Here is a 24,572-nt window from a genome sequence, read left to right as displayed (position 1 = left end):
CCTAGGTAGTTGTGTCGAGTGCCTGGAACCGTGGGGCCGGGGCCGCTTCGATGGCGCCGGAGGGGGTGATCTGGTAGATGCCCCGTGCCGCGTTATGCGGATGCTGCACCGACTCGGCGAGGCTGAGCACGGGTGCAAAGCAAGCGTCGCTGCCTTCGAGCAGCGCGCACCAGTGCGCTCGGGGCTGGCTGCGGATGAGGGCTGCGATGCGCTCTTTCAGCGCCGGCCACGTTGCCGTGTCGTACTGGTCGGCAGGCTCCACGTCCGCCAGGCCCAGCTTCGACAGCAGCAAGGCGTAGAAAGGCGGCTCGATCGCGCCGAGGCTGATGAAGCCGCCGTCGGCGCAGGCGTACACGTCATAAAACGGCGAATCGTGAAACGGACTCGGCTGCGCGCCATCGATCTGCCCATTGGCGCGAATCCAGTGCACCAGGGTGCCCAGCATTGCCACGATGTCAACGATGGCGGCGTCCACGACCCGGCCGCGGCCGGTGGCGCGCGCATCGACCAGCGCGCAGGCGACGCCGAAAGCCATGCCCAGCGCCCCGGCCGCGTCCCCGAGTACCGTGGGCGGAACGATGGGCGCTTGCCCTTTGTGTGCCGACAGCGACAGCAGGCCGGTCAGCGCGACGTAGTTCATGTCGTGTCCGGCGGCCTGGGCGAGCGGGCCGTCCTGGCCCCAGCCCGTCATGCGGCCGTAGACCAGCCTGGGGTTGCGCGCCGCACACTCGGCGGGGCCGAAGCCCAACCGTTCCATCACACCGGGGCGAAAGCCTTCGATCAAGGCGTCTGCCTGAGCGATCAGGTCCAGGGCACGCGCCTTGCCTTCGGGCGACTTCAGGTCGATGACCTCGACCGTCTTGCCGCGGCGCAGCGGGTTCTCCACCGCCCCGCCCAGCCGCCGCGCCGCAGCGGCCTGCTCGGCGCGTGTCAGCGTAATCACCTCGGCGCCCATGTCAGCTAGCATCCTGGCGGCCAGCGGGCCTGGCCCTATGCCCTCGAACTCCACCACGCGGACGCCGTGCAGCGGCATCTGCAGCGTATGCAACGTGTGCGACATGTTCACAGCTTCCTCGAAACCAGGTCTTTCAGGACCTCGTTGGCGCCGCCATAGATCTTCTGCACTCGCGAAGCGGCATACATCCGCGCGATCGGGTACTCGGCCATGTAGCCGTAGCCGCCGAACAATTGGAGGCATTCGTCCACCACGCGGCACTGCTGCTCGGTGCACCACCACTTGGCCATATAGGCGGCCTCGTTATCCAGCGTGCCGTCCAACAGGCGCTGGGTGCAGTCGTTGACGAAGCTGCGCACCACATGCGCGGTAGTGGCCACCTCAGCCAGTTTCTGGCGCGTGAGCTGCATATCGAAGAGGGGCGCACCGAAGGCCTTGCGCTGCTTCGTGTACTCCACCGTGACGGCCAGTGCCTGCTCGATAGTGGCGGCCGCCGGCACGGCAATGAGCATGCGCTCGTAGGGCAACGCGCCCATCAACTGCCCGAAGCCCTTGCCTTCGACCTCGCCCAGCAGTTGGTCGGCTGGCACGCGCACGCCGTCGAAGAACAACTCCGCCGTGTCCGATGCCTGCATGCCGATCTTCTCCAGTAGTCGGCCAACGCGAAAGCCGGGCAGATTCTCGGTTTCCAGCACAAACAGCGACACCCCCTTGCTGCCCGCGCCGCTGGTGCGCGCCGCGACGATCAGCAGGTTGCCAGTGAAGCCGTTGGTGATGAAGGTTTTGGCGCCGTCGATCACGTAGTGGTCTCCGTCACGGCGGGCCCGGGTGGAAATGGCCTTTAGATCCGAGCCGCAACCCGGCTCGGTCATCGCGATGGCGGCCAGCATCTCGCCGTTCGTCACCTTGGGCAGCCAGCGCTGCTTTTGCGCTTCCGTGCCGAAGTCCAGGATGTAGTGCGAAGCGATGGTGTGCACCGCGATATTGACTGGCATCTCGGCCTTGGCTAGCTCGTCCTGCACCACCAACTGGTAGGCAAGGCTGGCGCCGGCGCCTCCATAGGTCTCGGGCATCTCGGGCAGCAGAAAGCTCATCTCGCCGAATGGACGCCAGACCTCGCGCGGGATGTAGCCCTGACGGCGCCATTCATCGAGCCGGGGCGTGAATTCGGCGGCAACGTAGCGGCGCACCTGCTCGCGAAATGCGTCGATCTCGCCGTCCATCCAGGCGTGGCGATAAAGCTGTGGCAACATGAGAGCGTCTCCTTATATGTTGGCTTCTGTCCCCGCATCGGACGTTCCGCGCAGTGCCACTGCCGAAATGTTTTGGGGATGACACAATCGTAGTAATTGGCCCCTGCAAGGGCAATGGCGGATTACCTCAATCAACTGACAATTAACTTCTTTCGGCCTATGCGACCGGCGTTGGCCCCTTAGAATCACACGCCATGCTGGAACCCGTCTTAACCGCTCCCATCTTTGCCGTGCATGGCCTGCTGGACGGTGCGCGCGGCAAGGGGCTGGCCACGCCAGAATGGCTGGTAGGTGTGCTGGGGCGCGCGGGCATCAGTGAATCGCTGCTGGAGTTGGAGGAGTCGCGCGTGACCGTGGAGCAGTTCAACGCGCTGTTCATCGCCGTCAAGGACAGCCTGAACGACGAGTGCCTGGGCTACCTGCATGGGCGGCCGATGCGCCCGGGCAGCTTCGCACTGATGGTGCGCAGTGCGTTCACTGCCCACTCATTGTCGTTCGCCCTGCGCCGCCTGGGTGAATCCTTTGCTTTGCTGCAGGACGATGTGGCGCTAGTCCCCGTGACTGAGGGCAGGCTGACGGGTGTCGCGCTCGATATGCGTGGCGGCCCGGGCGCGCATGCCGACTTCCTGCACGCACATCTGCTGCGCGTGTTCTGGCGACTGCTGGTATGGCTGCACGGCGGCCGACTGGTGCCGCAGCGCTTCGACTTCAACTTTGCGCCGCCACCTCACGCGCAGAACTACCAACGCATCTTTTCCGGCACGTTGTGCTTTGGGCAGCCGCGCACGGCCGCCTGGTTCGACGCCGATGCCTTCAAACAGCCGGTGCGGCGCGATCGGGACGCGCTGCAGTCCTTCCTGCGCGCCACGCCAGGCAACGTGGTGGGGCCGTACCTGAACGAGCGCAGCGCCAGCGCGCGGGTCCGCATGGTGCTGCAGCGGGCCAGTCCCGAATGGCCTGATCTGGCCATCACTGCGCAGCGCCTGCACATGTCGGTGAGTGCGTTGCAGAGGCACTTGGCCTCCGAGGGCACTTCTTTCCAGGCGCTAAAGGACCAACTGCGGCGCGACATGGCGATCGTACGCCTGACCAGCAGCGAAGCCTCGCTCGCCGCCATCGCCGCTGACCTGGGCTTCACCGACAGCACCGCCTTCCAACGCGCCTTCAAGGTCTGGACCGGCAGCGCGCCGGGAGCCTACCGTGCCCGCTCGCGCACCAAGCAGTACCTTACATAGAGGTATCCGACCAATTTCAGCTTGGCCGCCGAGGAGATCGGCGCCTTCATGGCTACCGGGGCCGTGGCCTGCTTCGGGCGAGGCTCTTGTGCGCTCAAGAGACTGTTGACCGCCGTTGGGGGTTGCACCGACGGCAGCGCAGTGACTGGCTGCGCCAGGACGCAGACGTTTTCCGTCAGCCTATCGAGGTCATTCGTCATTGTCACTTGTCAGTGCTGACCTTAAGCTAAAAATGAACTCGCACAGCATAAGAGTGATGGCTGTGCACCATTGAAGCGGCATTGCCAGAATGTAAACCAAGCATCATGACCGACGCAGCCCCGGCACTCTCGTATCCGTTCTCTCATCTCCCGCTGCCTGGTCAAGCCATTGAAATCAAGCCAGGTGTGCTGTGGCTACGCATGCCGCTGCCGTTTTCCCTGGATCACATCAACCTCTGGGTATTGAGCGATGGTTCTGGTTGGGCGGTCGTGGACACCGGAATTCGTAGCGTGGACGTAATGAACGCATGGTTCGCCTTGTTCGCTCCTCAGGGGCCGCTAGCAGGCCGTCCTGTCTCCCGTGTAATGGCGACGCACATGCACCCGGATCACGTGGGCATGGCGGGATGGTTGACACGTCGCTTCGAATGCGCGCTGTGGATGACACGAGACGAGTATTTAAGCTGTCGGGTGATGCTTGCCGATTCAGGGCGGGAAGCGCCAGTCGATGGTGTTCGCTTCTACCGGAGAGCCGGATGGAGCGACACCGAGGTCGATGAGTATCGCACTCGGTTTGGTGACTTCGGCAAAATGATTCATCCTTTGCCTGACAGCTTTGTACGGCTCACGGATGGTCAGATGTTGCGGATCGGGAATCAGGAATGGGAGGTCATTGTTGGCACAGGACATTCTCCCGAGCACGCGTGCTTTTACTCGCGCGAACTGGATTTGCTGATATCGGGAGATCAGGTTCTTCCCAGGATCAGTTCCAATACCTCCGTGTACGCCACCGAGCCGCATGCTAATCCTTTGCAGGGCTGGCTCGACTCCATCGACCGATTGCTGCAACGCGTACCTGGGAGCGTCTTGGTTCTGCCTGCCCACAACGAACCTTTCTATGGCCTGCACCTACGGTTGGAGCAACTACGTGCGAGCGCCGTGAAAGGCACAGACCGTGTCAGGCAACAACTTGCGCAGCCTTTAAGGGTCATCGACCTAGTTCGCGTCTTGTACCGTTCGTCCACTGTTGCGGAGCAAATGCACCTCAACCTCGCGACCGGAGAGACACTCGCCCACCTGAACTATCTCGACCAGCGTGGGGAAATCGTGTCTGCAGAGGATGAAGACGGCGCCATGCGCTATCGGCTCGCCTGATGCGCTAATTTGCCCTCAAGGATGTAGAAGCAACCCAATCAAGCCCAGTCATTGACTGGGTTCTTTGTGGGGGGGTGTTTCGAGAGCAATGGGTATTTGCACCAGCGCGCCGTGTATGGCCTTCGGTCCTTTGAACACCTTGTTTGCGAACTGGTCTTGAAGTGGCACCTTTCACAGATGCTCGACAGGGTTCATCTCAATTTTGCTTGACGCTTGACCTCTTGGCGCACTTGACGGGGCCCTCAGAAAGGGGCCGTTTGTCATTCGATCGGGGCGCTTCGTCATCGCGGATTGCTGCACCGGCACCTACGATTCCTTGCGTGCGCTGGACGATATGTAGCGGTGCGGCGATGACCGCCGTCCCCACGATCCGGAGCCAAGTTCAAAGGAGACAAACACGTGTGCCAAATCGACATGCAGAAGCTCGCCGACGACGCTCGCTTCAACCGCTTTCATGCCAAGGTGCTTCTATGGTGCCTGTTGATTCTCATCATTGACGGCTATGACATCGCCGTGGTGGGCATCGCCCTGCCGTCCATCATGCAGCAGATGGGCGTGAACGCATCGACTGCCGGTTTCATGGCCAGTTCGGCGCTGTTTGGCATGATGTTCGGTGCTATGGTTCTGGGCACGCTGTCCGACCGGATTGGTCGTCGCTGGGCCCTCTCCATTGGTGTCATGCTGTTCAGTGTGTTCACTGCGGCCGCCGGATTCACCAAGGACCCCATCAGCTTCAGCGTGGTGCGCTTCATTGCTGGCTTGGGGATTGGTGGCGTGCTCCCGGTCATCGTGGCACAGATGGTCGAGTATTCGCCCAAGAAGATCCGCAGCCTGATGACGGCACTGATGACTTCGGGCTACGCACTGGGCGGCATCCTGGCTGCGGTGCTGGGCAAGCAACTGATCGGCGAGTATGGCTGGCAGGCCGTGTTCATCGCGGCGGGGGTGCCCGTGCTGCTAGTTCCGTTCATCCTGAAGTTGGTGCCGGAGTCCATGACCTACCTGATCGCTCAGCGTCGCAATGGTGAGCTAGCCGAAGTGGCACGCCATCTCCAGCCGGGCGGCAAGCACCCGGCGGACGCCCAGTTCTTCGTGCCGGCAGCTGACCGCATGGCAGGTGCACCGGTTACCCGCCTTTTCCAGGACGGGCGGGGCCTGAGCACGGCGCTGTTCTGGGTCGCCTTCTTCTCGGGTCTGTTCATGGTCTATGCGCTCAGTAGCTGGCTGACCAAGCTGATGGCGATGGCTGGCTACAGCCTGGGGTCTGCCCTCAGCTTCGTGATCGCGCTGAATGTTGGCGCGATCATCGGTGCCGTGTGCGGCGGGTGGCTCGCCGACAAGTTCAACATCAAGTGGGTGCTGGTGGCGATGTATGCGCTGGGCGGCGTGCTGCTGTACCTGATGACGTTCCAGACCTTGACCGAGGTGCGCTATCTGATCATTGGCGCGGTCGGCGCCTGCACCACTGGTGCGCAACTGGTGGCCTATGCCTTCTGCGGGCAGTTCTACCCGATGTCCATCCGCTCGACCGGTATCGGCATGGCCTCCGGCGTAGGGCGCCTGGGTGCTATTGCGGCGCCTCTGCTGATCGGCCAGATCGTCGCACTGGAACTACCGCTGGAACAGAACTTCCTGGTGATCGGCGGTTTCGGAGTCCTCGGCGCAATCGCCCTGGCGTTTATCAAGTACGGCGGCCCGACGTCGGCGACTCCGCAAGAGGCCGTGCCAGAACTGCGCCCGTTGCAGCCGACACCGCAAAACGCTTGATCGCTACCATCAAAGGAGTCCGCCATGTCTGTCTATACCGCGCCCTTGCGCGACATGCTGTTCACGATGAAGGAAGTCGGAGGCCTGGAAGCGATCTGCGCCCAGCCCGGCCATGAAGAGACCACACCCGACCTGGTCGAGGCCATCCTGCAGGAGGCAGCCCACTATGCCGCCGGCGTGCTGGATTCACTCAACCGTACGGGCGATGTGCAGGGCGCGCGCTGGCACGATGGCGAGGTCACGCCCGCCGATGGCTTTCGCGAGGCCTGGTCCAGCTTCTGCGAGAACGGCTGGATTGGAATGCCGGCCTCCACAGAGTGGGGCGGTCAAGGACTGCCCACGCTGGTGTCCACCGCCGTGCTGGAGATGTGGAAATCGTCCAACCTGGCCTTCAGCCTGTGCCAGATGCTCACGCTCGGTGCCGTGGAGGCGATTGCCCACCACGGCAGCGAGGCGCTCAAGCAGCGCTTTCTGGAGCCCATGGTCGCCGGCCGCTGGACCGGCACCATGAATCTCACCGAGCCGCAGGCCGGATCCGATCTGGCCGCGCTGCGCAGCCGCGCCGTGCCCGAGGGGGATCACTACCGCATCAGCGGCAACAAGATCTTCATCACCTGGGGCGAGCACGACATGACCGAGAACATCGTGCACTTGGTGCTTGCCCGGCTGCCCGATGCGCCGCCGGGCGTGAAAGGCATCTCGCTGTTTCTGTGCCCGAAGTTCCTGGTCAATGACGACGGCTCCCTGGGCGAACGCAACGACCTGGCCTGCACCTCGATCGAGCACAAGCTGGGCATCCACGGCAGCCCCACGGCCTCTATGACTTTCGGCGACAACGGGGGCGCGATCGGTTATCTCGTCGGCGAGCCGCACCAGGGGCTGGCGTGCATGTTCACCATGATGAACCACGCACGGCTGAACGTCGGGCTGGAGGGCGTGGGCGTTTCCGAGCGTGCCTACCAGCATGCCCGGGCCTATGCGCTCGAGCGCGTGCAGGGCAAGCCGGCGCTGGCCGGCAGCAGCACCATCGCTGGCCACCCCGACGTGCGGCGCATGCTGATGGACATGAAGGCGCGCACCGAGGCCATGCGCGCGCTGGCCTATTTCTGTGCCGGCCAGATGGACCGCGTCGCCGGACACCCCGATGCGCAGGAGCGCGCGCAGGCACAGGCCCTGGTTGGCCTGCTGACGCCTGTGGTCAAAGGCTGGTGCACCGACAGCGCACAGGGCATCACCTCCGATGGCCTGCAGATTCATGGCGGCATGGGCTATATCGAGGAAACCGGGGCCGCGCAGTACTTCCGCGATGCCCGCATCACGACGATCTATGAAGGTACCACCGGCATCCAGGCCAACGACCTGATCGGCCGCAAGCTGGCACGCGAGGGGGGACGCACGCTGAAGGGCTTGTTGACACGTATCGACAGCGATGCGCGCCAGTTGATGGATGCGCGCGACCCGGAGCTCTCGTCCATCGGCGACGCGTTGATGAGAGCAGTTCGGGCTCTGGAGGACGGGGCTGACTGGCAGCTGGCCCACAGTGACGCGCAGCCGCAGGACTGCGCCGCGGGGGCGGTGCCTTTCCTGCGATTGGCGGGCACCGTGATCGGTGGCTGGCTGTCGGCGCGCATGGCCGAAGCCGCCACGGCGCAGTTGGCGGCGGATTCCAGCGATGCGGGCTTTCTGCGGGCCAAGCGCATCACGGCCAGCCACTATGCGACGCACATCCTGGTGGAGGCCTCCGCGCTGCGCGACATCGTGGTCCATGGCGCGGCCAGCACGTTGGCATTGTCGGACGACCAGCTCTGAGAGATATAGACGATGAACGACCTGAATGGCTACGACGTCGAGGATCTGCAGCCGGGCATGAACGCCTGCTTCTCGAAGACCATTACCGAAGCGGACATCGTGATGTTTGCTGGCGTCTCCGGCGATACCAATGCGGTACATCTCAACGAAGAGTTCGCGGCCACGACGCGATTTGGCGCACGCATCGCGCACGGCTTTCTGACGGCCAGCGTGATTTCTGCAGCGGTCGCAAACCGGCTGCCGGGGCCAGGTACGGTCTATCTGGGGCAGCAATTGCGCTTCAAGGTGCCTGTCAAACCGGGCGACACCGTTCATGCCGCGGTCACCGTACTGTCGGTGGAGGTGGCCAAGGCACGGGCAGTGCTGTCCACGGTCTGCCGAGTCAAGGACACCGTAGTCATCGAGGGCGAGGCAACGGTGATGATCACTTCGCGTGCGCAGCGCGCAGCAAGCGAGCTCCAGGCCATGCCCTCGGTGGCCTGAACCTCAATAGGAAATCCTCTCATGAAAATTCTCGTATCCGTAAAACGCGTGGTGGACTACAACGTCAAGGTGCGTGTGAAGTCCGACGGCAGCGGCGTGGACATCGCCAACGTCAAGATGAGCATGAACCCCTTCGACGAGATTGCTGTTGAGGAAGCCGTGCGCCTGAAAGAAAAAGGCGTGGTCACCGAAGTGATCGCCGTCTCCTGCGGCGTGGCCCAGTGCCAGGAAACGCTGCGCACTGCCATGGCCATCGGCGCCGACCGCGGCATCCTGGTCGAGACCAATGAAGAACTGCAGCCGCTGGCCGTGGCCAAGCTGCTCAAGGCTCTGATCGAAAAGGAACAGCCCGGCCTCGTGATCCTGGGCAAGCAGGCCATCGACGACGACTGCAACCAGACGGGTCAGATGCTGGCGGCGCTGGCCGACCTGCCGCAAGCCACCTTCGCCTCCAAGGTCGAGATCGCTGGCGACAAGGTGAACGTGACCCGCGAAGTGGACGGCGGCCTCGAAACCCTGGCGCTGAACATACCTGCGGTCATCACCACCGACCTGCGCCTGAACGAGCCGCGCTACGTCACGCTGCCCAACATCATGAAGGCCAAGAAGAAACAGCTGGACACCTTCAAGCCCGAGGAACTGGGCGTGGACGTGGCACCCCGCATCAAGACGCTGAAGGTCAGCGAGCCGCCCAAGCGCGGCGCCGGAGTCAAGGTGCCCGACGCGGCCACCCTCATTGACAAGCTCAAGAACGAAGCCAAGGTCATCTAAGGCTCATCACAACAACATCGAAAGGACACCAGCCATGACCGCACTCGTTATTGCAGATCACGACAACGCAAGCATCAAGAGCGCCACCCTCAACACCGTCACGGCCGCCAAGGCCTGCGTCGGTGACGTGCACGTGCTCGTCGCCGGCGAGAACGCCGCCGCCGCCGCTGCCGCCGCCGCCCAGATCGCTGGCGTCGCCAAGGTCATCCACGCCGACGGCGCGAGCCTGAAGCACGGCCTGGCCGAGAACATCGCCGCCCAGGTGCTGGCCATCGCGGGCAACTACAGCCACATCCTGTTCCCAGCCACCGCCGGCGGCAAGAACGTGGCCCCCCGCGTGGCCGCCAAGCTCGACGTGGCGCAGATCAGCGACATCACCAAGGTCGACGGCCCCGACACCTTCGAGCGCCCCATCTACGCCGGCAACGCCATCGCCACCGTGCAATCGGGCGACGCCACCAAGGTCATCACCGTGCGCGGCACTGGCTTCGACGCCGCGTCCGCCACCGGTGGCGCAGCAGCGGTCGAGACCGTCGCCGCCGTCGCCGACTCCGGCAAGAGCAGTTTCGTGGGTTCCGAGATCGTCAAGAGCGACCGTCCCGAGCTGACGGCCGCCAAGATCATCGTCTCGGGTGGCCGGGCGCTGGGCAGCGAAGAGAAGTTCAAGGAAGTCATCACCCCGCTGGCCGACAAGCTGGGCGCCGCCATCGGTGCCAGCCGCGCCGCGGTGGACGCGGGCTACGCCCCCAACGACCTGCAGGTCGGCCAGACCGGCAAGATCGTGGCGCCGCAGCTGTACATCGCCTGCGGCATCTCGGGCGCCATCCAGCACCTGGCGGGCATGAAGGACTCCAAGGTGATCGTGGCGATCAACAAGGACCCGGAGGCACCGATCTTCTCGGTGGCCGACTACGGGCTGGAGGCGGACCTGTTTGCCGCCGTGCCGGAGATGACAGCAATTATCTAAATAGGAGCATGACTATGGCCTTGCTGCGCCAGTATTTGTTCGAACTGCGAGCGGCCCTTGAGGCAGGCGCGGCAAGTTGCGATAGCCAAGAAGTGCCGAGTATATTGAATCCCTGTTTTACCGAAATTGCTGCTATCGATCCATCAACCATGGCGGAATCAAATGTGCTATTCAGACCATCTTCGATTGTCAACAAGGTACCACTAGTTCAATGAAGCGGGTCTTGTAGTAATCGCACTCAGTCGCTAACTCGCCGACAACGACTTACAGGCTCGATATATTGGTACATCGGCATTACGACCGGTATTCTCCGCCTTCAAAGTCCCAAGAATCCGGGGGGGGCTTGCGTGTCGCAGGAATGGAAAATTTTCCAATGGAGCTTAGACATTTACGCTACTTTCTCACGGTCGCCGAGGAGCTTCACTTTGCTCGGGCTGCAGAAAAACTGCATATGGATCAGTCACCTCTATCCCGTGCCATCAAAGATCTGGAAGACGAACTAGGAGCAAAGCTATTCACCCGTACCACACGCAACATTCGACTGACTCATGCCGGCAAAGTATTTCTGGAGCGGGTTCCACGTATCTTTGAGGCACTGGAACAAGCGCGCGATGGTGCGAAATCGGCCGCCAGTGGGTTTCATGGCCAGTTGCGCATTGCCCTGTCCGACGGTATCACGCCATCGCGGCTGCCTGCCTTGCTGGCCCGTAGCCGCGAGGAAGAGCCCGAAGTAGAAATCCGCCTGTTCGAGGTACCACTGGATCAGCAGATCAGAGGCTTGCAAGAAGACCTGTACGACGCGGGCTTGTCTATGGCGGACGAGGTAGGCGACGGCATCGTGACGACTCCCGCGTGGGATGACGAATTGATGGTGGCGCTGTCTTTGCGCCACCCCTTGCTGGAGCACCGGCGCATTCCGCTGGAGATGGTGTTGCAGCAACGGTTGGTGCTCGGCGACCCGGCCGCATGCCAGGGGCATACTCGCCAGATAGACCGCATCCTGCAGAAGCGGGACGAGGAGTTGCAGATCCTCCAGCGCGTTGCCACCTTCGACGTGATGATGGCCCTGGTATCCGCAGGACTGGCGGTTGGTCTGGCAGGTGCAGCGCATATCGCATCCAGTAAAGAGCCTGGAGTCAAGGCCCGTCAGTTGGCGGGAACGCCACCCATGCTGACAACTTATCTGCTGCGTCGAGATACTGAACCGTCACCGATGCTGACCCGGTTCATTCAACGTGTCGTCACCATGGATTCGGCTGGTGCCGATAACGTGACCGATTCGTGAATCCGAAATCCAAAGGACGCTCGCCATGAACAAAATCGTGATGTCCGTGATTGCCGTTGTGATGACGGCCTGTGGTCCTGCCAATCCTACAGAGACAGTGGATGAGCTGGTGGCGAACCCCGCACGCATCAAGGAAATCCAGCGCCAATGCAAGGAAGATCGCGCGAAGATCGGCGATGAACTTTGCATGCGCGCAGCCGCAGCCGCCGAACGGCGCTTCTTCGGCGACAGGCCGGAGCAGAAGAAAGCCCCGTAGCCCACGCAAGGCGCACCGGCGTCGCGCTTCTGCGACAGCTTGCGCACTGTTACCTCGATACGCCGCAGCGCCTTTGTGCCTGCGGCATTTTTATTGTCTTCGCCACAGCAAGAACTATGGCTTTTTAAGCCTTAATCCCGGCGATTTCAGTCTTTGACCGGTACTCCCTATGGCATTGATCCTGATAGGGGCGGCACGTTGTTGTGCCGTTCTCGGAGGCAGGATCATGCAAGGGACGAACGTGCTGTTCGGTCAGATTGCCGTCGTATTCGGCATCGTGATCGCCGGAGTGTGGAGCGCCACGCAATGGACGGCAGCGGCTCTGGGGTACCAGCTACGCCTGGGATCGCCGTGGTTCGATTTCCTCGGCACGCCGGTCTATCACCCGTGGCGCCTGTTCGAGTGGTGGTTCTTCTTCGATGCCTACGCGCCGCATGTCTTCGACGTGGGCGGGGTCATTGCAGCGGGCAGTGGCCTGTTCGCGGTGCTGGTCGCCATCGGCATGTCGATCTGGCGCTCGCGCCAGTCCAAGCTGGTCACGACCTATGGCTCTGCGCGCTGGGCCAACGCGGAGGACATTCACAAAGCGGGCCTTGACCAGTCCGCGGGCGTGTTCCTCGGCCTGCATCGCCAGCAGTACCTGCGCCATGAAGGCCCGGAACACGTCCTGACCTTCGCGCCCACCCGCTCGGGCAAGGGTGTGGGCCTAGTGGTGCCGACCCTGCTGTCGTGGCCCGCATCCGCCGTCATCCACGACATCAAGGGCGAGAACTGGAGCATTACCGCAGGTTGGCGTTCGCGCTTCTCGCACTGCCTGCTGTTCAACCCGACGGATAGCCAGTCGGCGGCCTACAACCCGCTGCTCGAAGTGCGGCGCGGCGGGCATGAGGTGCGCGACGTGCAGAACATCGCGGACATCCTGGTCGATCCAGAAGGCGCACTGGAGCGGCGCAACCACTGGGAGAAGACTTCGCATGCGCTGCTGGTTGGAGCCATCCTGCATGTGCTCTACGCGGGCGAAGACAAGACGCTGCGCGGCGTGGCGAACTTCCTTTCCGATCCTGCCTGCCCATTCGATCTGACCTTGCACCGCATGATGACCACGCCCCACCTCGTGAATGAGGAGGGTGGTGGCCCGCATCCGGTGGTGGCTTCAGCGGCGCGCGAAGTGCTCAACAAGAGCGACAACGAGCGCTCGGGCGTGCTGTCCACGGCCATGTCGTTCTTGGGCCTCTACCGCGACCCTACGGTGGCCGAAGTCACGTCGCGCTGCGACTGGCGCATCGCTGACCTGATCGCGGCCGAGCATCCGGTGTCGCTGTACTTGGTGGTGCCGCCTTCGGACATTTCGCGGACGAAGCCGCTGATCCGCCTGATCCTCAACCAGATCGGGCGACGCCTCACCGAATCGCTTGACGGCTCCGATGGCATCGAGCGCCGCCACAAGCTGCTGCTGATGCTCGATGAATTCCCCGCGCTCGGGCGGCTGGATTTCTTCGAGACGGCGCTGGCCTTCATGGCGGGCTACGGCATCCGCAGCTTCCTGATCGCGCAGAGCCTGAACCAGATCGATAAGGCCTACGGCCAGAACCATTCGATCCTGGACAACTGCCATGTGCGCGTGACCTTCGCCACCAACGATGAGCGCACCGCCAAGCGGATATCCGAGACACTGGGAACCGCCACCGAACTGCGCGCGCAGCGCAACTATGCCGGCCATCGGCTCGCGCCCTGGCTGGGGCACCTCATGGTGTCACGGCAGGAGACAGCCCGCCCGCTGCTGACGGCCGGCGAAGTCATGCAGCTACCGCCCGACGAGGCGGTGGTGATGGTCTCCAGCGTGGCGCCGATCAAGGCCAGGAAGCTGCGCTACTACGCGGACGCCAACTTCAAGCGACGGGTGCTGCCGCCGCCGGTGCTCGCCGCGGGGCGCTATGCCGACGTGCCGCCGGCCCGTGCGGATGACTGGAGTGGGCTGGCGATTCCCGCCGTGCCCGTCGCACCGGCCGCGGCATCGGCCGATGGCCTGGAGCACCTGGGTTCGACCGATGACGGCGGCCCGCGCCGTCAGCCCGAACTCTCCGAGACCGTCGCCTACGACCCCGACCTGGTTGCGCCCGCAGCCGACCTCGGGCTGCTCGATGACGACGACATGCCTTTGCCTCTTTCGGTCTCCCTCCCGCGCCAGCTCGACCCGGCCCTGCAGCGCACGGCCCGGCTGGCATCCCTCGACCCTGACGACGGAATCGCGCTATGAGTCAGCACCGCTTGAATCTCTTCATCCAGCCCGAGCACGCCAGGCGGCTCGACGAACTGGCCGCCGCCAAGGGCGTGTCCAAGTCCAGCATCGTCGCGGCAGCGCTTGCATCGTGGCTGTCGCCCGACGCTGGCGACCAGCGCGAAGCCGCCATCGCCAAGCGACTGGATCGCCTGTCGCGCCACGCCGAGCGCCTGGAGCGCGACCAGAACATTGCCATCGAAACGCTGGCGCTGTTCATCCGCTACTTCCTGACCGTCAGCACACCTGTTCCCGAGGCCCATCAGGACGCCGCCCGCGCCCAGGGTAAGGCCCGCTTCGAGCAGTTTGTCGAACAGCTTGGCCGCCACCTGCTGCGTGGGCGCAGTCTGGTGCGCGACGTGGTGGACGAACTGAATCCCGATCCGATGCGGATGGCGGACACGGCCGAAGCACAGGAGCGAGCCTCATGAGCGCCGTTCCTTCCTCCTTCACGGCCACATCGCTGGATCGCCGCATCCAGATGCTGCGCACGGCAATGGGGCCGCTGATCGCTGCCGCGCTCGAAGACCCGGACGTGGTGGAAATCATGCTCAATCCCGACCGGACGCTCTGGGTGGATCGCCTGTCCACGGGCCGCGCGCCGATGGGCGTGGAGCTGTCCGAGGCCGATGGCGAACGCATCATCCGCCTCGTGGCTGCCCACGTCGGCGCCGAAGTGCATCGGGGTCAGCCACTGCTGACAGCCGAGCTGCCGGAAACCGGCGAACGCTTCGAGGGCATCCTGCCGCCCGCTGCACCGGGGCCAGCCTTCGCGCTGCGCAAGCGCGCCTTCGGCGTGATCCCGTTGTCGCGCTACATCGAGGACGGGATGATGACCGCCGCACAGGCGGGCCTGCTGGTGCGCGCTGTGCGCGAGCGCCAGAACATCCTGATCGCCGGTGGGACGAGTACCGGCAAGACCACCCTGGCCAATGCGTTGCTGGCCGAGATCGCCGCCACCGGCGACCGCGTGCTGGTGCTCGAAGACACGGTGGAGCTGCAATGCGCAGCCCGCGACCACGTACCGCTGCGCACACGCCAGGGCGTGGTGTCCATGACCGAGCTGGTGCGGTCTTCGATGCGCCTGCGCCCGGATCGTGTCGTCGTCGGCGAGGTGCGCGGCGCCGAGGCGCTGGATCTCATCAAGGTCTGGGGCACCGGCCATCCAGGCGGCGTCGCCACCATCCACGCCGGCTCCGCGCTGGGCGCATTGCTGCGCCTGGAGCAACTGATTCTCGAAGTGGCGGTGAACCCGCCCCGTGCGCTGATCGCGGAAGCGGTCAATGTGGTCATCCACATCGCCGGGCGCGGGCGCAAGCGCCGCATCGAGAGCATCGCCCGCGTCGTCGGCTTCGATGGCGTGGGCTACCAACTGGCGGATGCACTGGAGGCTCCATTCCCGGAGCTGCTGCCGCAGTCCGACCTTTCCTCCCCGTCCCCTGACCACTCTGGAGAACTGCCATGACGCAGATGATCGTTCCTGCTTTCCGTACTTCCGCAAATCCTCTTCGCCGGCCCGCGCGGCTGGATAACCTGGCTCGCCCGGCCATGCAAGGCTTGATGCTCGCGGCGCTGATGCTGCTGCTTGCGGGCACCGCCCAGGCCGCGGGTTCCTCGATGCCCTGGGAAGGGCCGCTGCAATCCATCCTCGAATCCATCCAGGGGCCGGTGGCCCGGATCATCGCGGTCATCATCATCATCGCCACGGGCCTGGCGCTGGCCTTCGGCGATACCTCGGGCGGGTTCCGCAAGCTGATCCAGATCGTCTTCGGTCTGTCGATCGCGTTTGCCGCGTCCTCGTTCTTCCTGTCGTTCTTCAGCTTCTCGGGCGGGGCCGTCGTATGAACGCGGCCCACGATGGCGTGCAGGGCTTCGCTCCCGGCTTTGAGGTGCCGCTGCATCGCTCGCTGACCGAGCCGATTTTGATGGGCGGCGCTCCGCGCACCGTGGCCATCACCAACGGCACCTTGGCCGCTGCCGTGGGCCTGGGCTTGCAGATGTGGATTCCCGGCGTGGTGCTCTGGATCGTCGGTCATGCGCTGGCGGTTTGGGGCGCGCGCGTCGATCCGCAGTTCATGCAGGTCTTCGCCCGCCACATCAAGCACCGGCCGCTGCTGGACGTGTGAGGGGAATGCCATGCTGAACCTTGCCGAATACCGCCAGCGGCCCGCATTGCTGGCCGACTGGCTGCCCTGGGCCGGGCTGGTTGCGCCGGGCGTCGTGCTGAACAAGGATGGCTCGTTCCAGCGCACGGCGCGCTTTCGTGGCCCCGACCTCGACAGTGCCACGCAGGGCGAGCTGATCTCTACGTCAGCACGATTGAACAACGCGTTGCGCAGGCTGGGTTCGGGCTGGGCCTTGTTCATCGAAGCCGAGCGCCGGCCCGCCGCCAACTACCCGCACTCGGAGTTTCCCGAGCCGCTGTCGTGGCTGGTAGACGAGGAACGCCGCGCCGCCTTCCAGGACTCGGGCAACCACTTCGAGAGCGGCTACCACCTGACGCTGATGTATCTGCCGCCCGAGGAGGCACGCGCCCGCGCGGCGGGCCTGCTCTACGAGAACCGTCCGACCGAAGGCGTGGACTGGCGCGAGCGCCTGACGGCCTTCGTCGCGGAAACGGATCGCATCTTTGACCTGCTCGATGGCGTGATGCCGGAGATCGCGTGGCTCGATGACAGCCAGACGCTGACCTACCTGCACTCGACCATCTCCACGCGGTGCTATCGCGTCGGTGTGCCGGAAGTGCCATTCCATCTCGATGCGCTGCTGGCCGATTCCGCGCTCATTGGCGGGCTGGCGCCCATGCTGGGCGATCAGCACCTGCGCGTGGCGACGGTGCGCGGCTTCCCGACCTCGACCTGGCCGGGGATTCTGGATGACCTCAACCGCCTCGGCTTTGCGTATCGCTGGTCAACCCGGTTCCTGTGCCTCGACAAAGCCGATGCGGAAAAGGAGCTTTCCCGCCTGCGCCGCCAATGGTTCGCCAAGCGCAAGAACGTCATCGCATTGCTGCGCGAAACCATCTTCCAGCAGGAAACCCCGCTGGTCGATACCGACGCGAGCAAAAAATCGGCGGATGCCGATGCGGCGTTGCAGGAGCTGGGCAGCGACCAAGTGGCCTTCGGCTATGTCACCACCACGGTGACGGTGCTCGATGCCGACCCGGCGAAGGCCGATGAGAAGCTGCGCATGGTGGAACGCGTCATCCAGGGGCGCGGCTTTGTGACGATCCCCGAAACGCTCAATGCCGTGGATGCCTGGCTATCGTCGATTCCGGGGCACGCCTACGCGAACGTGCGCCAGCCCATCATCTCGACGCTGAATCTGGCACATCTGATGCCGGTGTCCGCCGTATGGGCCGGGCCGGAGAAGAACGACCACCTCGACGGCCCGCCGCTGATCGTCACGCGCACCGAGGGGGCAACGCCGTTCCGGCTGGTGACGCACATTGGCGACGTGGGCCATACCTTGGTGGCCGGCCCCACGGGCATGGGCAAGTCGGTCTTGCTCGCCACCTTGGCGATGCAGTTCCGTCGTTATCGCGGCTCGCGCATCTTCGCCTTCGACATGGGGCGCTCGATGCGCGCCACCATCCTGGGCCTGGGCGGCGAGCACTACGACCTGGGCACGGATGGAGAAATTGCCTTCCAGCCGCTCGCCCGCATCGACCGCGAGGGCTATCGCACCTGGGCGGCCGAATGGCTCGAAGGCCGCTTGCGGCATGAGGGTGTCGCGGTCGGCCCCGACGAGAAGGTGGCCATCTGGTCGGCACTCGGCAGTCTCGCCGGTGCTCCGCTGGAGCAGCGCACGATGACCGGGCTTTCCGTCTTGCTGCAATCGAACGCACTGCGGCAAGCGCTGGCGCCCTATGTGCTAGGTGGCGCACACGGCAAGTTGCTGGATGCGGATTCGGATCGCCTGGGCGCTGGTTCCGTGCAGTGCTTCGAGATGGAGGAACTGATGCACAGCAAGGCCGCTGTCATGGCCGTGCTGCATTACCTCTTTGCGCGCTTCGATGAACGCTTTGACGGTGCGCCGACGCTGCTGATCCTCGACGAAGCGTGGCTGTTTCTCGATGACCCGGTGTTTGCGGCGCACATCCGCCAGTGGCTCAAGACGCTCAGGAAGAAGAACGTCAGCGTCATCTTTGCCACGCAGAGCCTGGCGGACATCAAGGATTCGAGCATCGCGCCGGCCATCATCGAGAGCTGCGCGAGCCGCATCTTCCTGCCCAACCCGCAGGCGACCGAGCCGCAGATTCGCACGATCTACGAAGGCTTCGGGCTCAACAGCCGCCAGATCGAGATCGTGGCGACTGCACAGCCCAAGCGGGACTACTACTACCAGTCGCGTCTCGGCAATCGCCTGTTCGACCTCGACCTGGGCGCCGCGACCTTGGCCTTCGCGGGTGCGTCCACGCCGCAAGACCAGCGCGACATCGACGCGGTGCTCGCTGCCGCCACCACCTCCACATCTTCCGCTTCCACCCCGTTCGCGGCCACCTGGCTGCGCCATCGCGGCCTGCATTGGGCCGCCGAACTGCTGTCCTCGTTTCCTTCCCACCCGCAGGAGAACTCACCATGAAAACCCGCATCCTTCCCGCCGCAATCGCCGCCGTCCTGACCGGCTCCCTGATGTTCGCCCAGCCCGCGGCGGCCCTCATCGTGTTCGATCCGTCCAACTTCGTGCAGAACATGCTGACGGCCATCCAGACGCTGCAGCAGCTCTACAACCAGATCAAGCAGTTGCAGAACGAGGCCAAGATGTTGGAGAACCAGGCGCGCAACCTGGCGAGCTTGCCATCCAGCGTGGTCGGTCAGTTGCGCGCCAACCTGGCGTTGACCCAGCGGCTGATCGACCAGGCCAAGGGCCTGGCCTACGACGTGACGAACATGGACAAGGAGTTCAAGCGCCTGTATCCCGAGCAGTACGCTGCCACCGTGAGCGGCGACCAGATGTACCGGGACACGCAGGAACGCTGGAAGAACACGCTCACCAGCCTGCAGACCGCGATGCAGATGCAGGCCCAGGCCTCGCAGAACCTCAAGGATGACGAGGCCGTGCTGGCTGACCTCGTGGGTAAGAGCCAATCGGCCGTGGGCGCGCTGCAAGCGATGCAGGCCATGAACCAGTTGCTGGCCCTGCAGGCCAAGCAGTCGATCCAGACGCAACGCTTGCAGCTCACGCAGGATCGCGCCGTATCGCTGGAGCAGGCGCGGCAGGCCGCGGCCACGGAGCGCGGGCGCGAAATCACGCGGCGCTTTCTGGGCTCTGGAACGCCATACACGCCGCACCCCGTCGATTTCTACAACCGCTGACGGGGCCGGGCCATGAACGACGTATCGGTCATCGACCGCTTTCTCGATGTTTTCTCGCGCTACATCGACTCGGGCTTTGGGCTGCTGCAGGGCGAGGTGGCGTTTCTGACAGCCACGCTGATCGTCATCGACATGACGCTCGCCGGACTGTTCTGGGCGATGGGCCATGCCAGCGGCCAGGGCGAGGACGTGATCGCCAAGCTGATCCGCAAGGTGCTCTATGTGGGCGCCTTCGCCTACATCATCGGCAACTTCAACATGCTCGCGGGCGTGGTGTTTCGCTCTTTCGCGGGGCTGGGCCTGACGGCCAGCGGTTCCAGCGTGAGCATGGGCAACTTCCTGCAGCCGGGGCGGCTGGCCAAGACCGGCATCGACGCGGCGGCCCCCATCCTGGAGCAGATCAAGCAGATGGCGGGCTTCCCGGAGGTGTTCGTCAACATCACCTCCATCGTGGTGCTGTTCCTCGCGTGGGGCATCGTCCTCCTGTGCTTCTTCGTGCTGGCGGTGCAGCTCTTCGTGACGCTGATCGAGTTCAAGCTGACCACGCTCGCGGGCTTCGTGTTGGTGCCGTTCGCCCTCTGGAACAAGACGGCGTTCCTGGCCGAGAAGGTGCTGGGCAATGTGGTGTCTTCGGGCATCAAGGTGCTGGTGCTCGCGGTCATCGTGGGGATCGGCACCGGGCTGTTTGCCGAGTTCAGGATTCCCGCAGGTGCCGAGCCCTCCATCGACCAGGCGCTGGTCATCATGCTGGCTTCGCTGTCCATGCTGGCCCTGGGCATCTTCGGGCCGGGCATTGCCACCGGGCTGGTGTCCGGCGGGCCACAGCTTGGAGCCGGTGCGATGGCCGGAGCAACGCTGGGGGCCGCAGGCGCTGCCATTGGCGTCGGGGCTGCGGCTGCTGGCGTCGGCAGCGCCGTGGCTGCAGGGGCGCGGATGGCACCTGGTGCAGCCCGCCTTGCGGCCGGCGGCGCGCGCGGCGCCAAGGCGGCTTTCGATGCTGGCTCTACGGCCGCAGGCAGTGGCATCCAAGGCGCTGCCGCTGGCGCGGGCAACGTGGCCAAGACCGCCGGGCAAAAGGTAGCCGACGGCGCACGCTCGATGAAGGAGCGCGTGGCAGCGGCCTTCCGGCCGGATGAGGCGCCGGCATCTGGCGCTGATGCCGCAGATGCGCCTCCATCCAACGAACAGCCTGCCTGGGCCAAGCGCCTGCACCGCAGGCAGCAGCTCACCCATGCCGCGACCACGGCCGCCCACACGCTGCGCGGCGGCGACGGCGGAAGCTCCAGCCAGGGGCCAAGCCTTCGTGATTCCGATTCATAAGGAGAACTCCCATGCGATTCAAACGACCGCAGGTGCGCTACGCCGATACGCCGCAGCCTGCCACCCCGTACCAATCCGCCGCCCAGGTCTGGGACGACCGCATCGGCTCGGCCCGCGTGCAGGCGAAGAACTGGCGGCTTATGGCCTTCGGCTGCCTCACGCTGGCGGTGCTGATGGCCGGCGGCCTGGTCTGGCGCTCGGCGCAGTCCATCGTCACGCCCTACGTGATCGAGGTGGACAACGCGGGCCAGGTGCGCGCTGTCGGCGAAGCCGCCACGCCGTACCAGCCCAGCGATGCGCAGATTGCTTACCACCTGGGCCGCTTCATCGGCCTGGTGCGCTCGCTGTCCATCGACCCCATCGTGGTGCGGCAGAACTGGCTCGATGCCTATGACTACACCACGGACAAGGGCGCCGTGGTGCTCAATGAGTACGCGCGGGTGGCTGATCCGTTCTCGCGCATCGGCAAGGAGTCGGTGACGGTGCAGGTGTCCAGCGTGACCCGCGCCAGCGACCAGTCCTTCAACGTGCGCTGGACCGAGACGCGCTTCGTCAACGGCGCGCTGGATCGCACCGAGCGCTGGAACGCGGTGATCTCCACGGTGCTGCAGACCCCGCGCACGGAGCAGCGCGTGCGCAAGAACCCGCTGGGTATCTACGTCAACGGGCTGGCGTGGAGCCGCGAGCTGGAAGGAAACGAAGGAGCAAAACCATGAATGGACATTTCCGTAAACCCGCCTTGCCTGTGATCCTACTGGCATCCACCGTTTTGTTCTCGGGCTGCGCCACGCAGGGGACTCCGCCGCCATCCATCTCGTTGGATGGGCCGGTGCAGGCCCAGCCGCTGCCCGAGGCGCCGAAGCCCGTGGAGGTCGTGACCGTGCCCGAGGTGCTGGCACTGCCTGGACAGATGAAGCCGCTGGCCGGTGATGCCAAGGCCACACTGGAATCGCCCGACGAGAAGGTGCGCGTGACCCGTGCGAACACGGAGGCCCGTGTTGCGCCCACACGCGAGGGCTATGTGAACGCCATCCAGGTCTGGCCGTTCACTGATGGCGCGCTGTACCAGGTCTATGCGGCCGTGGGTCGCGTGACCGTGATCGCGCTCCAGCCGGGCGAGGAACTGGTGACGGTGGCTGCCGGTGACACGGTGCGCTGGATCGTGGGCGACACATCGAGCGGCAGCGGCGATGCGCTGCGCGTCAATGTGATGGTCAAGCCCATCCGCTCGGGCCTCAAGACCAATTTGGTCATCACGACCAGTCGGCGCACCTACCTGCTAGAACTGACTTCGACCGAGAAGACATGGATGGCTTCGGTGTCCTGGGAATACCCCAAGGACAGGATGCTGGCCCTGCAGCGCCAGGCACAAGCGGCCAGCGCCGCCGCGCCGGTCGATGCCGGGCTGTCGCTGGAGAAGATCCGTTTCCGCTACGCGGTCAGCGGCAGCAATCCGCCGTGGAAGCCGTTGCGGGCCTTTGACGATGGCGAGAAGGTCTATATCCAGTTTCCGGCGGGCATCGCTCAAGGCGAGCTACCGCCAATGTTCGTGATCGGCGCGCAAGGCGACGGACAACTGGTGAACTACCGCTTCCGCTCGCCGTACTACATCGTGGATCGGCTGTTTGGTGCGGCCGAGCTGCGCCTGGGTGGCGATAAGGGCGCCGTGGTGCGAATTGAGCGCACCGATGGCGTGGCACGGAGGAATTGAGCATGAGCCAAGACAACACCCCCGACCATGCCACTTCTCAGGGGGGCAAGGCGGCGCCCGAAGCGATGGCGTTGCGCGCCCAGCCGCGCCCGGTCACGCGCCTGAACCGGCGCACGCTGGCCATGCTCACCGGCGGCCTGTCGGTCGCCGTGCTCGGGGCCACGATCTGGGCCCTGCAGCCGCACCGGCGCGGCGCAGGCTGGCAGAACGAGCTGTACAACGTGGATCGGGTCTCAAAGTCCGAAGGGCTGGATGGGTTGCCGTCCGATTACTCGAAACTGCCGAAGGCGCCCGAGCTGGGGCCGCCGCTGCCGGGCGACCTGGGGCCGGCCATCGTGGCGGCGCAGCAGCCCACCTACATGCCGCCGGGACATGATCCCAACGACGCCTTGCGCAAGGAGGCCGAAGCGGCGGCGGCTTCGGCGGTGTTCTTCCGCTCGGGAAAGCCGGGCCAAGCCGCTGGCGCTGTCGCGCAGGCGGCGCCCGGAGCACCCGGCATGGCCAACGCCTTGGCAGGGTTCGATCCGCTGGCGGCCGGTCCGGCCTCGACGGCGGCCCAGCCCAGTGATCCCACCACCGTGCAGAACCGGCAAGACCAGAAAGAGGCGTTCCTGAAAGGCGGCTCCAAGGAGACTCGCAATTCCGGCAATCTCCAAATGCCAGCCTCGCCGTACCAGGTGATGGCCGGGACGGTGATCGCAGCGGCGCTGGTCACAGGCATCAAGTCCGACCTGCCGGGCGATGTGATCGCCACGGTGACGGAGCCGGTCTATGACACGGCTACGGGCAGGTTCCTGCTGATTCCGCAGGGCTCGCGCATTTTGGGCAAATACAACAGCCAGGTGAGCTTCGGGCAGAGCCGGGTGCAGATGGTGTGGAACCGGATCATCTTGCCAGACACATCCTCGCTGACGCTCGACAACCTTGTCGGCACCGATCCTGCGGGCTACGCAGGGTTGGAGGATGAAGTGGATCAGCATTGGGGCCGCATCTTTGCCGGGGCGGCGCTGACCACGCTGCTGGGTATCGGCGCCGAGTTGGCCGCGCCGGAGAATCGGCAGAACGGCAACCGCATCGTCATTGCCGGGCGCGATGGTCTGCAGGACAGTGTGAACCAAGTGGGGCAGGAGATGACCCGGCGCAACATGAACATCCAGCCGACGCTGACAGCGCGGCCGGGGTTGCCGGTGCGGATCATCGTGGCAAGGGATTTACAGGTTCGACCTTACCAGCCGCTCTTTCTTCAGCGTGGAGGTGCCCGATGAACATGGCCAGAAAACTCCGGCTTGGGCCGCTGCCATCGACCAGCAGCACCAAGCTGACATTCGCTTGTCCAGCCAGCCTGAAAATGGATCTAGACCGGTACGCCGCTCTTCATGCGCAGACCTATGGCGAAGCGGTCGATGCGGCCACGCTGATCCCGCACATGCTCGAAGCCTTCATGGCGGGGGATCGGGGATTCAAGCGGGGTGGCAAGGCCAAGGCCGTCGCCACCCCGAAGTCAGGATGACGATGCTCCGACATAGATTTAATGAAGAACGCGCGGCTCCAGGCCGTGCGTTCTTCGTTTGGGAAGCCGGTAATATGGGAGTTCAGGTCGGTTGCCGACGCTGCACTCCGTGTCCGATGTAGCGCGATCCGGCTTTCTCTCCCAACGCTCTCATGTGGCACCTAGCCCACACCGCCGAGGTGCCATCGGGTGGCACGATACAGAGCTAACTTGCTGTCTCGTATAAGGTTTCAGGCCAAATGGGATGCCTTGAAAATACTTGACACCGAACATTTTTTATTTGCCGGATCTGGCCCGGC

The 24,572-nt window shown here is 64.4% G+C and carries 24 protein-coding genes; 22 read left to right on the top strand and 2 right to left on the bottom strand.

Going from position 1 to position 24,572, the window contains the following annotated elements; genetic code table 11:
* Position 1: 1 nt before the first annotated feature.
* Together BKK79_RS14475 and BKK79_RS14470 are read right to left on the bottom strand one after the other, a co-directional pair.
* The gene (locus BKK79_RS14475; RefSeq protein ID WP_008642587.1) at positions 2-1,060 is read right to left on the bottom strand and encodes a CaiB/BaiF CoA transferase family protein; all 1,059 of its coding nucleotides are present in this window, start codon (positions 1,058-1,060) and stop codon (positions 2-4) included.
* Positions 1,061-1,062: 2 nt separating this feature from the next.
* Entirely contained in the window at positions 1,063-2,208 is a 1,146-nt protein-coding gene (locus BKK79_RS14470; protein ID WP_008642589.1) for an acyl-CoA dehydrogenase family protein, read from the bottom strand.
* A gap of 194 nt (positions 2,209-2,402) precedes the next feature.
* On the opposite strand from BKK79_RS14470, the gene BKK79_RS14465 reads away from it, so the two are divergent.
* The 22 genes from BKK79_RS14465 to BKK79_RS14365 all read left to right on the top strand — a co-directional run bounded on the left by BKK79_RS14465 (position 2,403) and on the right by BKK79_RS14365 (position 24,273).
* Positions 2,403-3,443 carry an AraC family transcriptional regulator gene (locus BKK79_RS14465; RefSeq protein WP_034201272.1) on the top strand — a complete coding sequence of 347 codons (1,041 nt, stop codon included), beginning with the start codon at positions 2,403-2,405 and terminating at the stop codon, positions 3,441-3,443.
* Positions 3,444-3,748: 305 nt separating this feature from the next.
* Entirely contained in the window at positions 3,749-4,798 is a 1,050-nt protein-coding gene (locus BKK79_RS14460; RefSeq protein WP_021025934.1) for an MBL fold metallo-hydrolase, read from the top strand.
* A gap of 399 nt (positions 4,799-5,197) precedes the next feature.
* Complete coding sequence (locus BKK79_RS14455) at positions 5,198-6,565, top strand: MFS transporter (protein WP_017234568.1); 1,368 nt, start codon at positions 5,198-5,200, stop codon at positions 6,563-6,565.
* Positions 6,566-6,589: 24 nt separating this feature from the next.
* A complete protein-coding gene (locus BKK79_RS14450) occupies positions 6,590-8,374 on the top strand; it encodes an acyl-CoA dehydrogenase (RefSeq protein WP_034201270.1) in 1,785 nt (594 codons plus the stop codon).
* Positions 8,375-8,386: 12 nt separating this feature from the next.
* Positions 8,387-8,857: a MaoC family dehydratase gene (locus BKK79_RS14445; RefSeq protein WP_008642609.1), complete on the top strand. Its 471-nt coding sequence runs from the start codon at positions 8,387-8,389 to the stop codon at positions 8,855-8,857.
* Between the two features lie 21 nt (positions 8,858-8,878).
* The gene (locus BKK79_RS14440) at positions 8,879-9,628 is read left to right on the top strand and encodes an electron transfer flavoprotein subunit beta/FixA family protein (RefSeq protein WP_008642611.1); all 750 of its coding nucleotides are present in this window, start codon (positions 8,879-8,881) and stop codon (positions 9,626-9,628) included.
* Between the two features lie 34 nt (positions 9,629-9,662).
* Complete coding sequence (locus BKK79_RS14435) at positions 9,663-10,595, top strand: electron transfer flavoprotein subunit alpha/FixB family protein (protein WP_008642612.1); 933 nt, start codon at positions 9,663-9,665, stop codon at positions 10,593-10,595.
* 14 nt (positions 10,596-10,609) lie between these two features.
* Positions 10,610-10,810 (top strand): hypothetical protein, encoded by a 201-nt coding sequence (locus BKK79_RS40340; protein ID WP_124988613.1) that lies wholly within the window; start codon positions 10,610-10,612, stop codon positions 10,808-10,810.
* Between the two features lie 158 nt (positions 10,811-10,968).
* The gene (locus BKK79_RS14430) at positions 10,969-11,880 is read left to right on the top strand and encodes a LysR family transcriptional regulator (RefSeq protein ID WP_008642614.1); all 912 of its coding nucleotides are present in this window, start codon (positions 10,969-10,971) and stop codon (positions 11,878-11,880) included.
* A gap of 25 nt (positions 11,881-11,905) precedes the next feature.
* Complete coding sequence (locus tag BKK79_RS14425) at positions 11,906-12,136, top strand: EexN family lipoprotein (protein WP_008642615.1); 231 nt, start codon at positions 11,906-11,908, stop codon at positions 12,134-12,136.
* A 226-nt stretch (positions 12,137-12,362) separates the two neighbouring features.
* A complete protein-coding gene (locus tag BKK79_RS14420; protein ID WP_008642616.1) occupies positions 12,363-14,393 on the top strand; it encodes a conjugal transfer protein TraG in 2,031 nt (676 codons plus the stop codon).
* Entirely contained in the window at positions 14,390-14,845 is a 456-nt protein-coding gene (locus BKK79_RS14415) for a ribbon-helix-helix protein, CopG family (protein WP_008642617.1), read from the top strand. Before BKK79_RS14420 ends, BKK79_RS14415 begins: the two co-directional genes overlap by 4 nt.
* A complete protein-coding gene (trbB, locus tag BKK79_RS14410; RefSeq protein ID WP_008642618.1) occupies positions 14,842-15,879 on the top strand; it encodes a P-type conjugative transfer ATPase TrbB in 1,038 nt (345 codons plus the stop codon). The genes BKK79_RS14415 and trbB overlap by 4 nt, the downstream gene beginning before the upstream one ends.
* Positions 15,876-16,259, top strand: coding sequence for a TrbC/VirB2 family protein (locus tag BKK79_RS14405; protein WP_008642619.1), 384 nt, complete (start codon positions 15,876-15,878; stop codon positions 16,257-16,259). Before trbB ends, BKK79_RS14405 begins: the two co-directional genes overlap by 4 nt.
* Positions 16,256-16,540 carry a VirB3 family type IV secretion system protein gene (locus BKK79_RS14400; protein ID WP_008642620.1) on the top strand — a complete coding sequence of 95 codons (285 nt, stop codon included), beginning with the start codon at positions 16,256-16,258 and terminating at the stop codon, positions 16,538-16,540. Before BKK79_RS14405 ends, BKK79_RS14400 begins: the two co-directional genes overlap by 4 nt.
* Positions 16,541-16,550: 10 nt before the next feature.
* Positions 16,551-18,998 carry a conjugal transfer protein TrbE gene (gene trbE / locus BKK79_RS14395; RefSeq protein ID WP_008642621.1) on the top strand — a complete coding sequence of 816 codons (2,448 nt, stop codon included), beginning with the start codon at positions 16,551-16,553 and terminating at the stop codon, positions 18,996-18,998.
* Complete coding sequence (gene trbJ / locus BKK79_RS14390; RefSeq protein ID WP_008642622.1) at positions 18,995-19,732, top strand: P-type conjugative transfer protein TrbJ; 738 nt, start codon at positions 18,995-18,997, stop codon at positions 19,730-19,732. The genes trbE and trbJ overlap by 4 nt, the downstream gene beginning before the upstream one ends.
* Positions 19,733-19,744: 12 nt before the next feature.
* Positions 19,745-21,052 carry a P-type conjugative transfer protein TrbL gene (trbL, locus tag BKK79_RS14385; RefSeq protein ID WP_034201269.1) on the top strand — a complete coding sequence of 436 codons (1,308 nt, stop codon included), beginning with the start codon at positions 19,745-19,747 and terminating at the stop codon, positions 21,050-21,052.
* Positions 21,053-21,063: 11 nt separating this feature from the next.
* Positions 21,064-21,768, top strand: coding sequence for a conjugal transfer protein TrbF (gene trbF, locus BKK79_RS14380; protein ID WP_008640769.1), 705 nt, complete (start codon positions 21,064-21,066; stop codon positions 21,766-21,768).
* A complete protein-coding gene (trbG, locus tag BKK79_RS14375) occupies positions 21,765-22,763 on the top strand; it encodes a P-type conjugative transfer protein TrbG (RefSeq protein ID WP_008640770.1) in 999 nt (332 codons plus the stop codon). Before trbF ends, trbG begins: the two co-directional genes overlap by 4 nt.
* Before the next feature lie 2 nt (positions 22,764-22,765).
* On the top strand, positions 22,766-24,028 hold the full coding sequence (locus BKK79_RS14370) for a TrbI/VirB10 family protein (protein WP_034201268.1): 1,263 nt from the start codon (positions 22,766-22,768) through the stop codon (positions 24,026-24,028).
* Positions 24,025-24,273, top strand: a complete 249-nt coding sequence (locus BKK79_RS14365) for a DUF2274 domain-containing protein (RefSeq protein ID WP_008642645.1) — start codon at positions 24,025-24,027, stop codon at positions 24,271-24,273. The genes BKK79_RS14370 and BKK79_RS14365 overlap by 4 nt, the downstream gene beginning before the upstream one ends.
* Positions 24,274-24,572 lie beyond the last annotated feature (299 nt).

It is taken from the genome of Cupriavidus sp. USMAA2-4, from assembly GCF_001854305.1.
In the GTDB taxonomy this organism is placed as follows: domain Bacteria; phylum Pseudomonadota; class Gammaproteobacteria; order Burkholderiales; family Burkholderiaceae; genus Cupriavidus; species Cupriavidus malaysiensis.
This window is presented reverse-complemented; position numbering and strand designations above follow the sequence as displayed.

Excerpts from the sequence above, each read along its gene's own strand:
- BKK79_RS14475 (WP_008642587.1), bottom strand. The coding sequence starts at position 1,060 with ATGTCGCACACGTTGCATACGCTGCAGATGCCGCTGCACGGCGTCCGC.
- BKK79_RS14470 (WP_008642589.1), bottom strand. The coding sequence starts at position 2,208 with ATGTTGCCACAGCTTTATCGCCACGCCTGGATGGACGGCGAGATCGAC.
- BKK79_RS14465 (WP_034201272.1), top strand. The coding sequence starts at position 2,403 with ATGCTGGAACCCGTCTTAACCGCTCCCATCTTTGCCGTGCATGGCCTG.
- BKK79_RS14460 (WP_021025934.1), top strand. The coding sequence starts at position 3,749 with ATGACCGACGCAGCCCCGGCACTCTCGTATCCGTTCTCTCATCTCCCG.
- BKK79_RS14450 (WP_034201270.1), top strand. The coding sequence starts at position 6,590 with ATGTCTGTCTATACCGCGCCCTTGCGCGACATGCTGTTCACGATGAAG.
- BKK79_RS14445 (WP_008642609.1), top strand. The coding sequence starts at position 8,387 with ATGAACGACCTGAATGGCTACGACGTCGAGGATCTGCAGCCGGGCATG.
- BKK79_RS14440 (WP_008642611.1), top strand. The coding sequence starts at position 8,879 with ATGAAAATTCTCGTATCCGTAAAACGCGTGGTGGACTACAACGTCAAG.
- BKK79_RS14435 (WP_008642612.1), top strand. The coding sequence starts at position 9,663 with ATGACCGCACTCGTTATTGCAGATCACGACAACGCAAGCATCAAGAGC.
- BKK79_RS40340 (WP_124988613.1), top strand. The coding sequence starts at position 10,610 with ATGGCCTTGCTGCGCCAGTATTTGTTCGAACTGCGAGCGGCCCTTGAG.
- BKK79_RS14430 (WP_008642614.1), top strand. The coding sequence starts at position 10,969 with ATGGAGCTTAGACATTTACGCTACTTTCTCACGGTCGCCGAGGAGCTT.
- BKK79_RS14425 (WP_008642615.1), top strand. The coding sequence starts at position 11,906 with ATGAACAAAATCGTGATGTCCGTGATTGCCGTTGTGATGACGGCCTGT.
- BKK79_RS14420 (WP_008642616.1), top strand. The coding sequence starts at position 12,363 with ATGCAAGGGACGAACGTGCTGTTCGGTCAGATTGCCGTCGTATTCGGC.
- BKK79_RS14415 (WP_008642617.1), top strand. The coding sequence starts at position 14,390 with ATGAGTCAGCACCGCTTGAATCTCTTCATCCAGCCCGAGCACGCCAGG.
- trbB (WP_008642618.1), top strand. The coding sequence starts at position 14,842 with ATGAGCGCCGTTCCTTCCTCCTTCACGGCCACATCGCTGGATCGCCGC.
- BKK79_RS14405 (WP_008642619.1), top strand. The coding sequence starts at position 15,876 with ATGACGCAGATGATCGTTCCTGCTTTCCGTACTTCCGCAAATCCTCTT.
- BKK79_RS14400 (WP_008642620.1), top strand. The coding sequence starts at position 16,256 with ATGAACGCGGCCCACGATGGCGTGCAGGGCTTCGCTCCCGGCTTTGAG.
- trbE (WP_008642621.1), top strand. The coding sequence starts at position 16,551 with ATGCTGAACCTTGCCGAATACCGCCAGCGGCCCGCATTGCTGGCCGAC.
- trbJ (WP_008642622.1), top strand. The coding sequence starts at position 18,995 with ATGAAAACCCGCATCCTTCCCGCCGCAATCGCCGCCGTCCTGACCGGC.
- trbL (WP_034201269.1), top strand. The coding sequence starts at position 19,745 with ATGAACGACGTATCGGTCATCGACCGCTTTCTCGATGTTTTCTCGCGC.
- trbF (WP_008640769.1), top strand. The coding sequence starts at position 21,064 with ATGCGATTCAAACGACCGCAGGTGCGCTACGCCGATACGCCGCAGCCT.
- trbG (WP_008640770.1), top strand. The coding sequence starts at position 21,765 with ATGAATGGACATTTCCGTAAACCCGCCTTGCCTGTGATCCTACTGGCA.
- BKK79_RS14370 (WP_034201268.1), top strand. The coding sequence starts at position 22,766 with ATGAGCCAAGACAACACCCCCGACCATGCCACTTCTCAGGGGGGCAAG.
- BKK79_RS14365 (WP_008642645.1), top strand. The coding sequence starts at position 24,025 with ATGAACATGGCCAGAAAACTCCGGCTTGGGCCGCTGCCATCGACCAGC.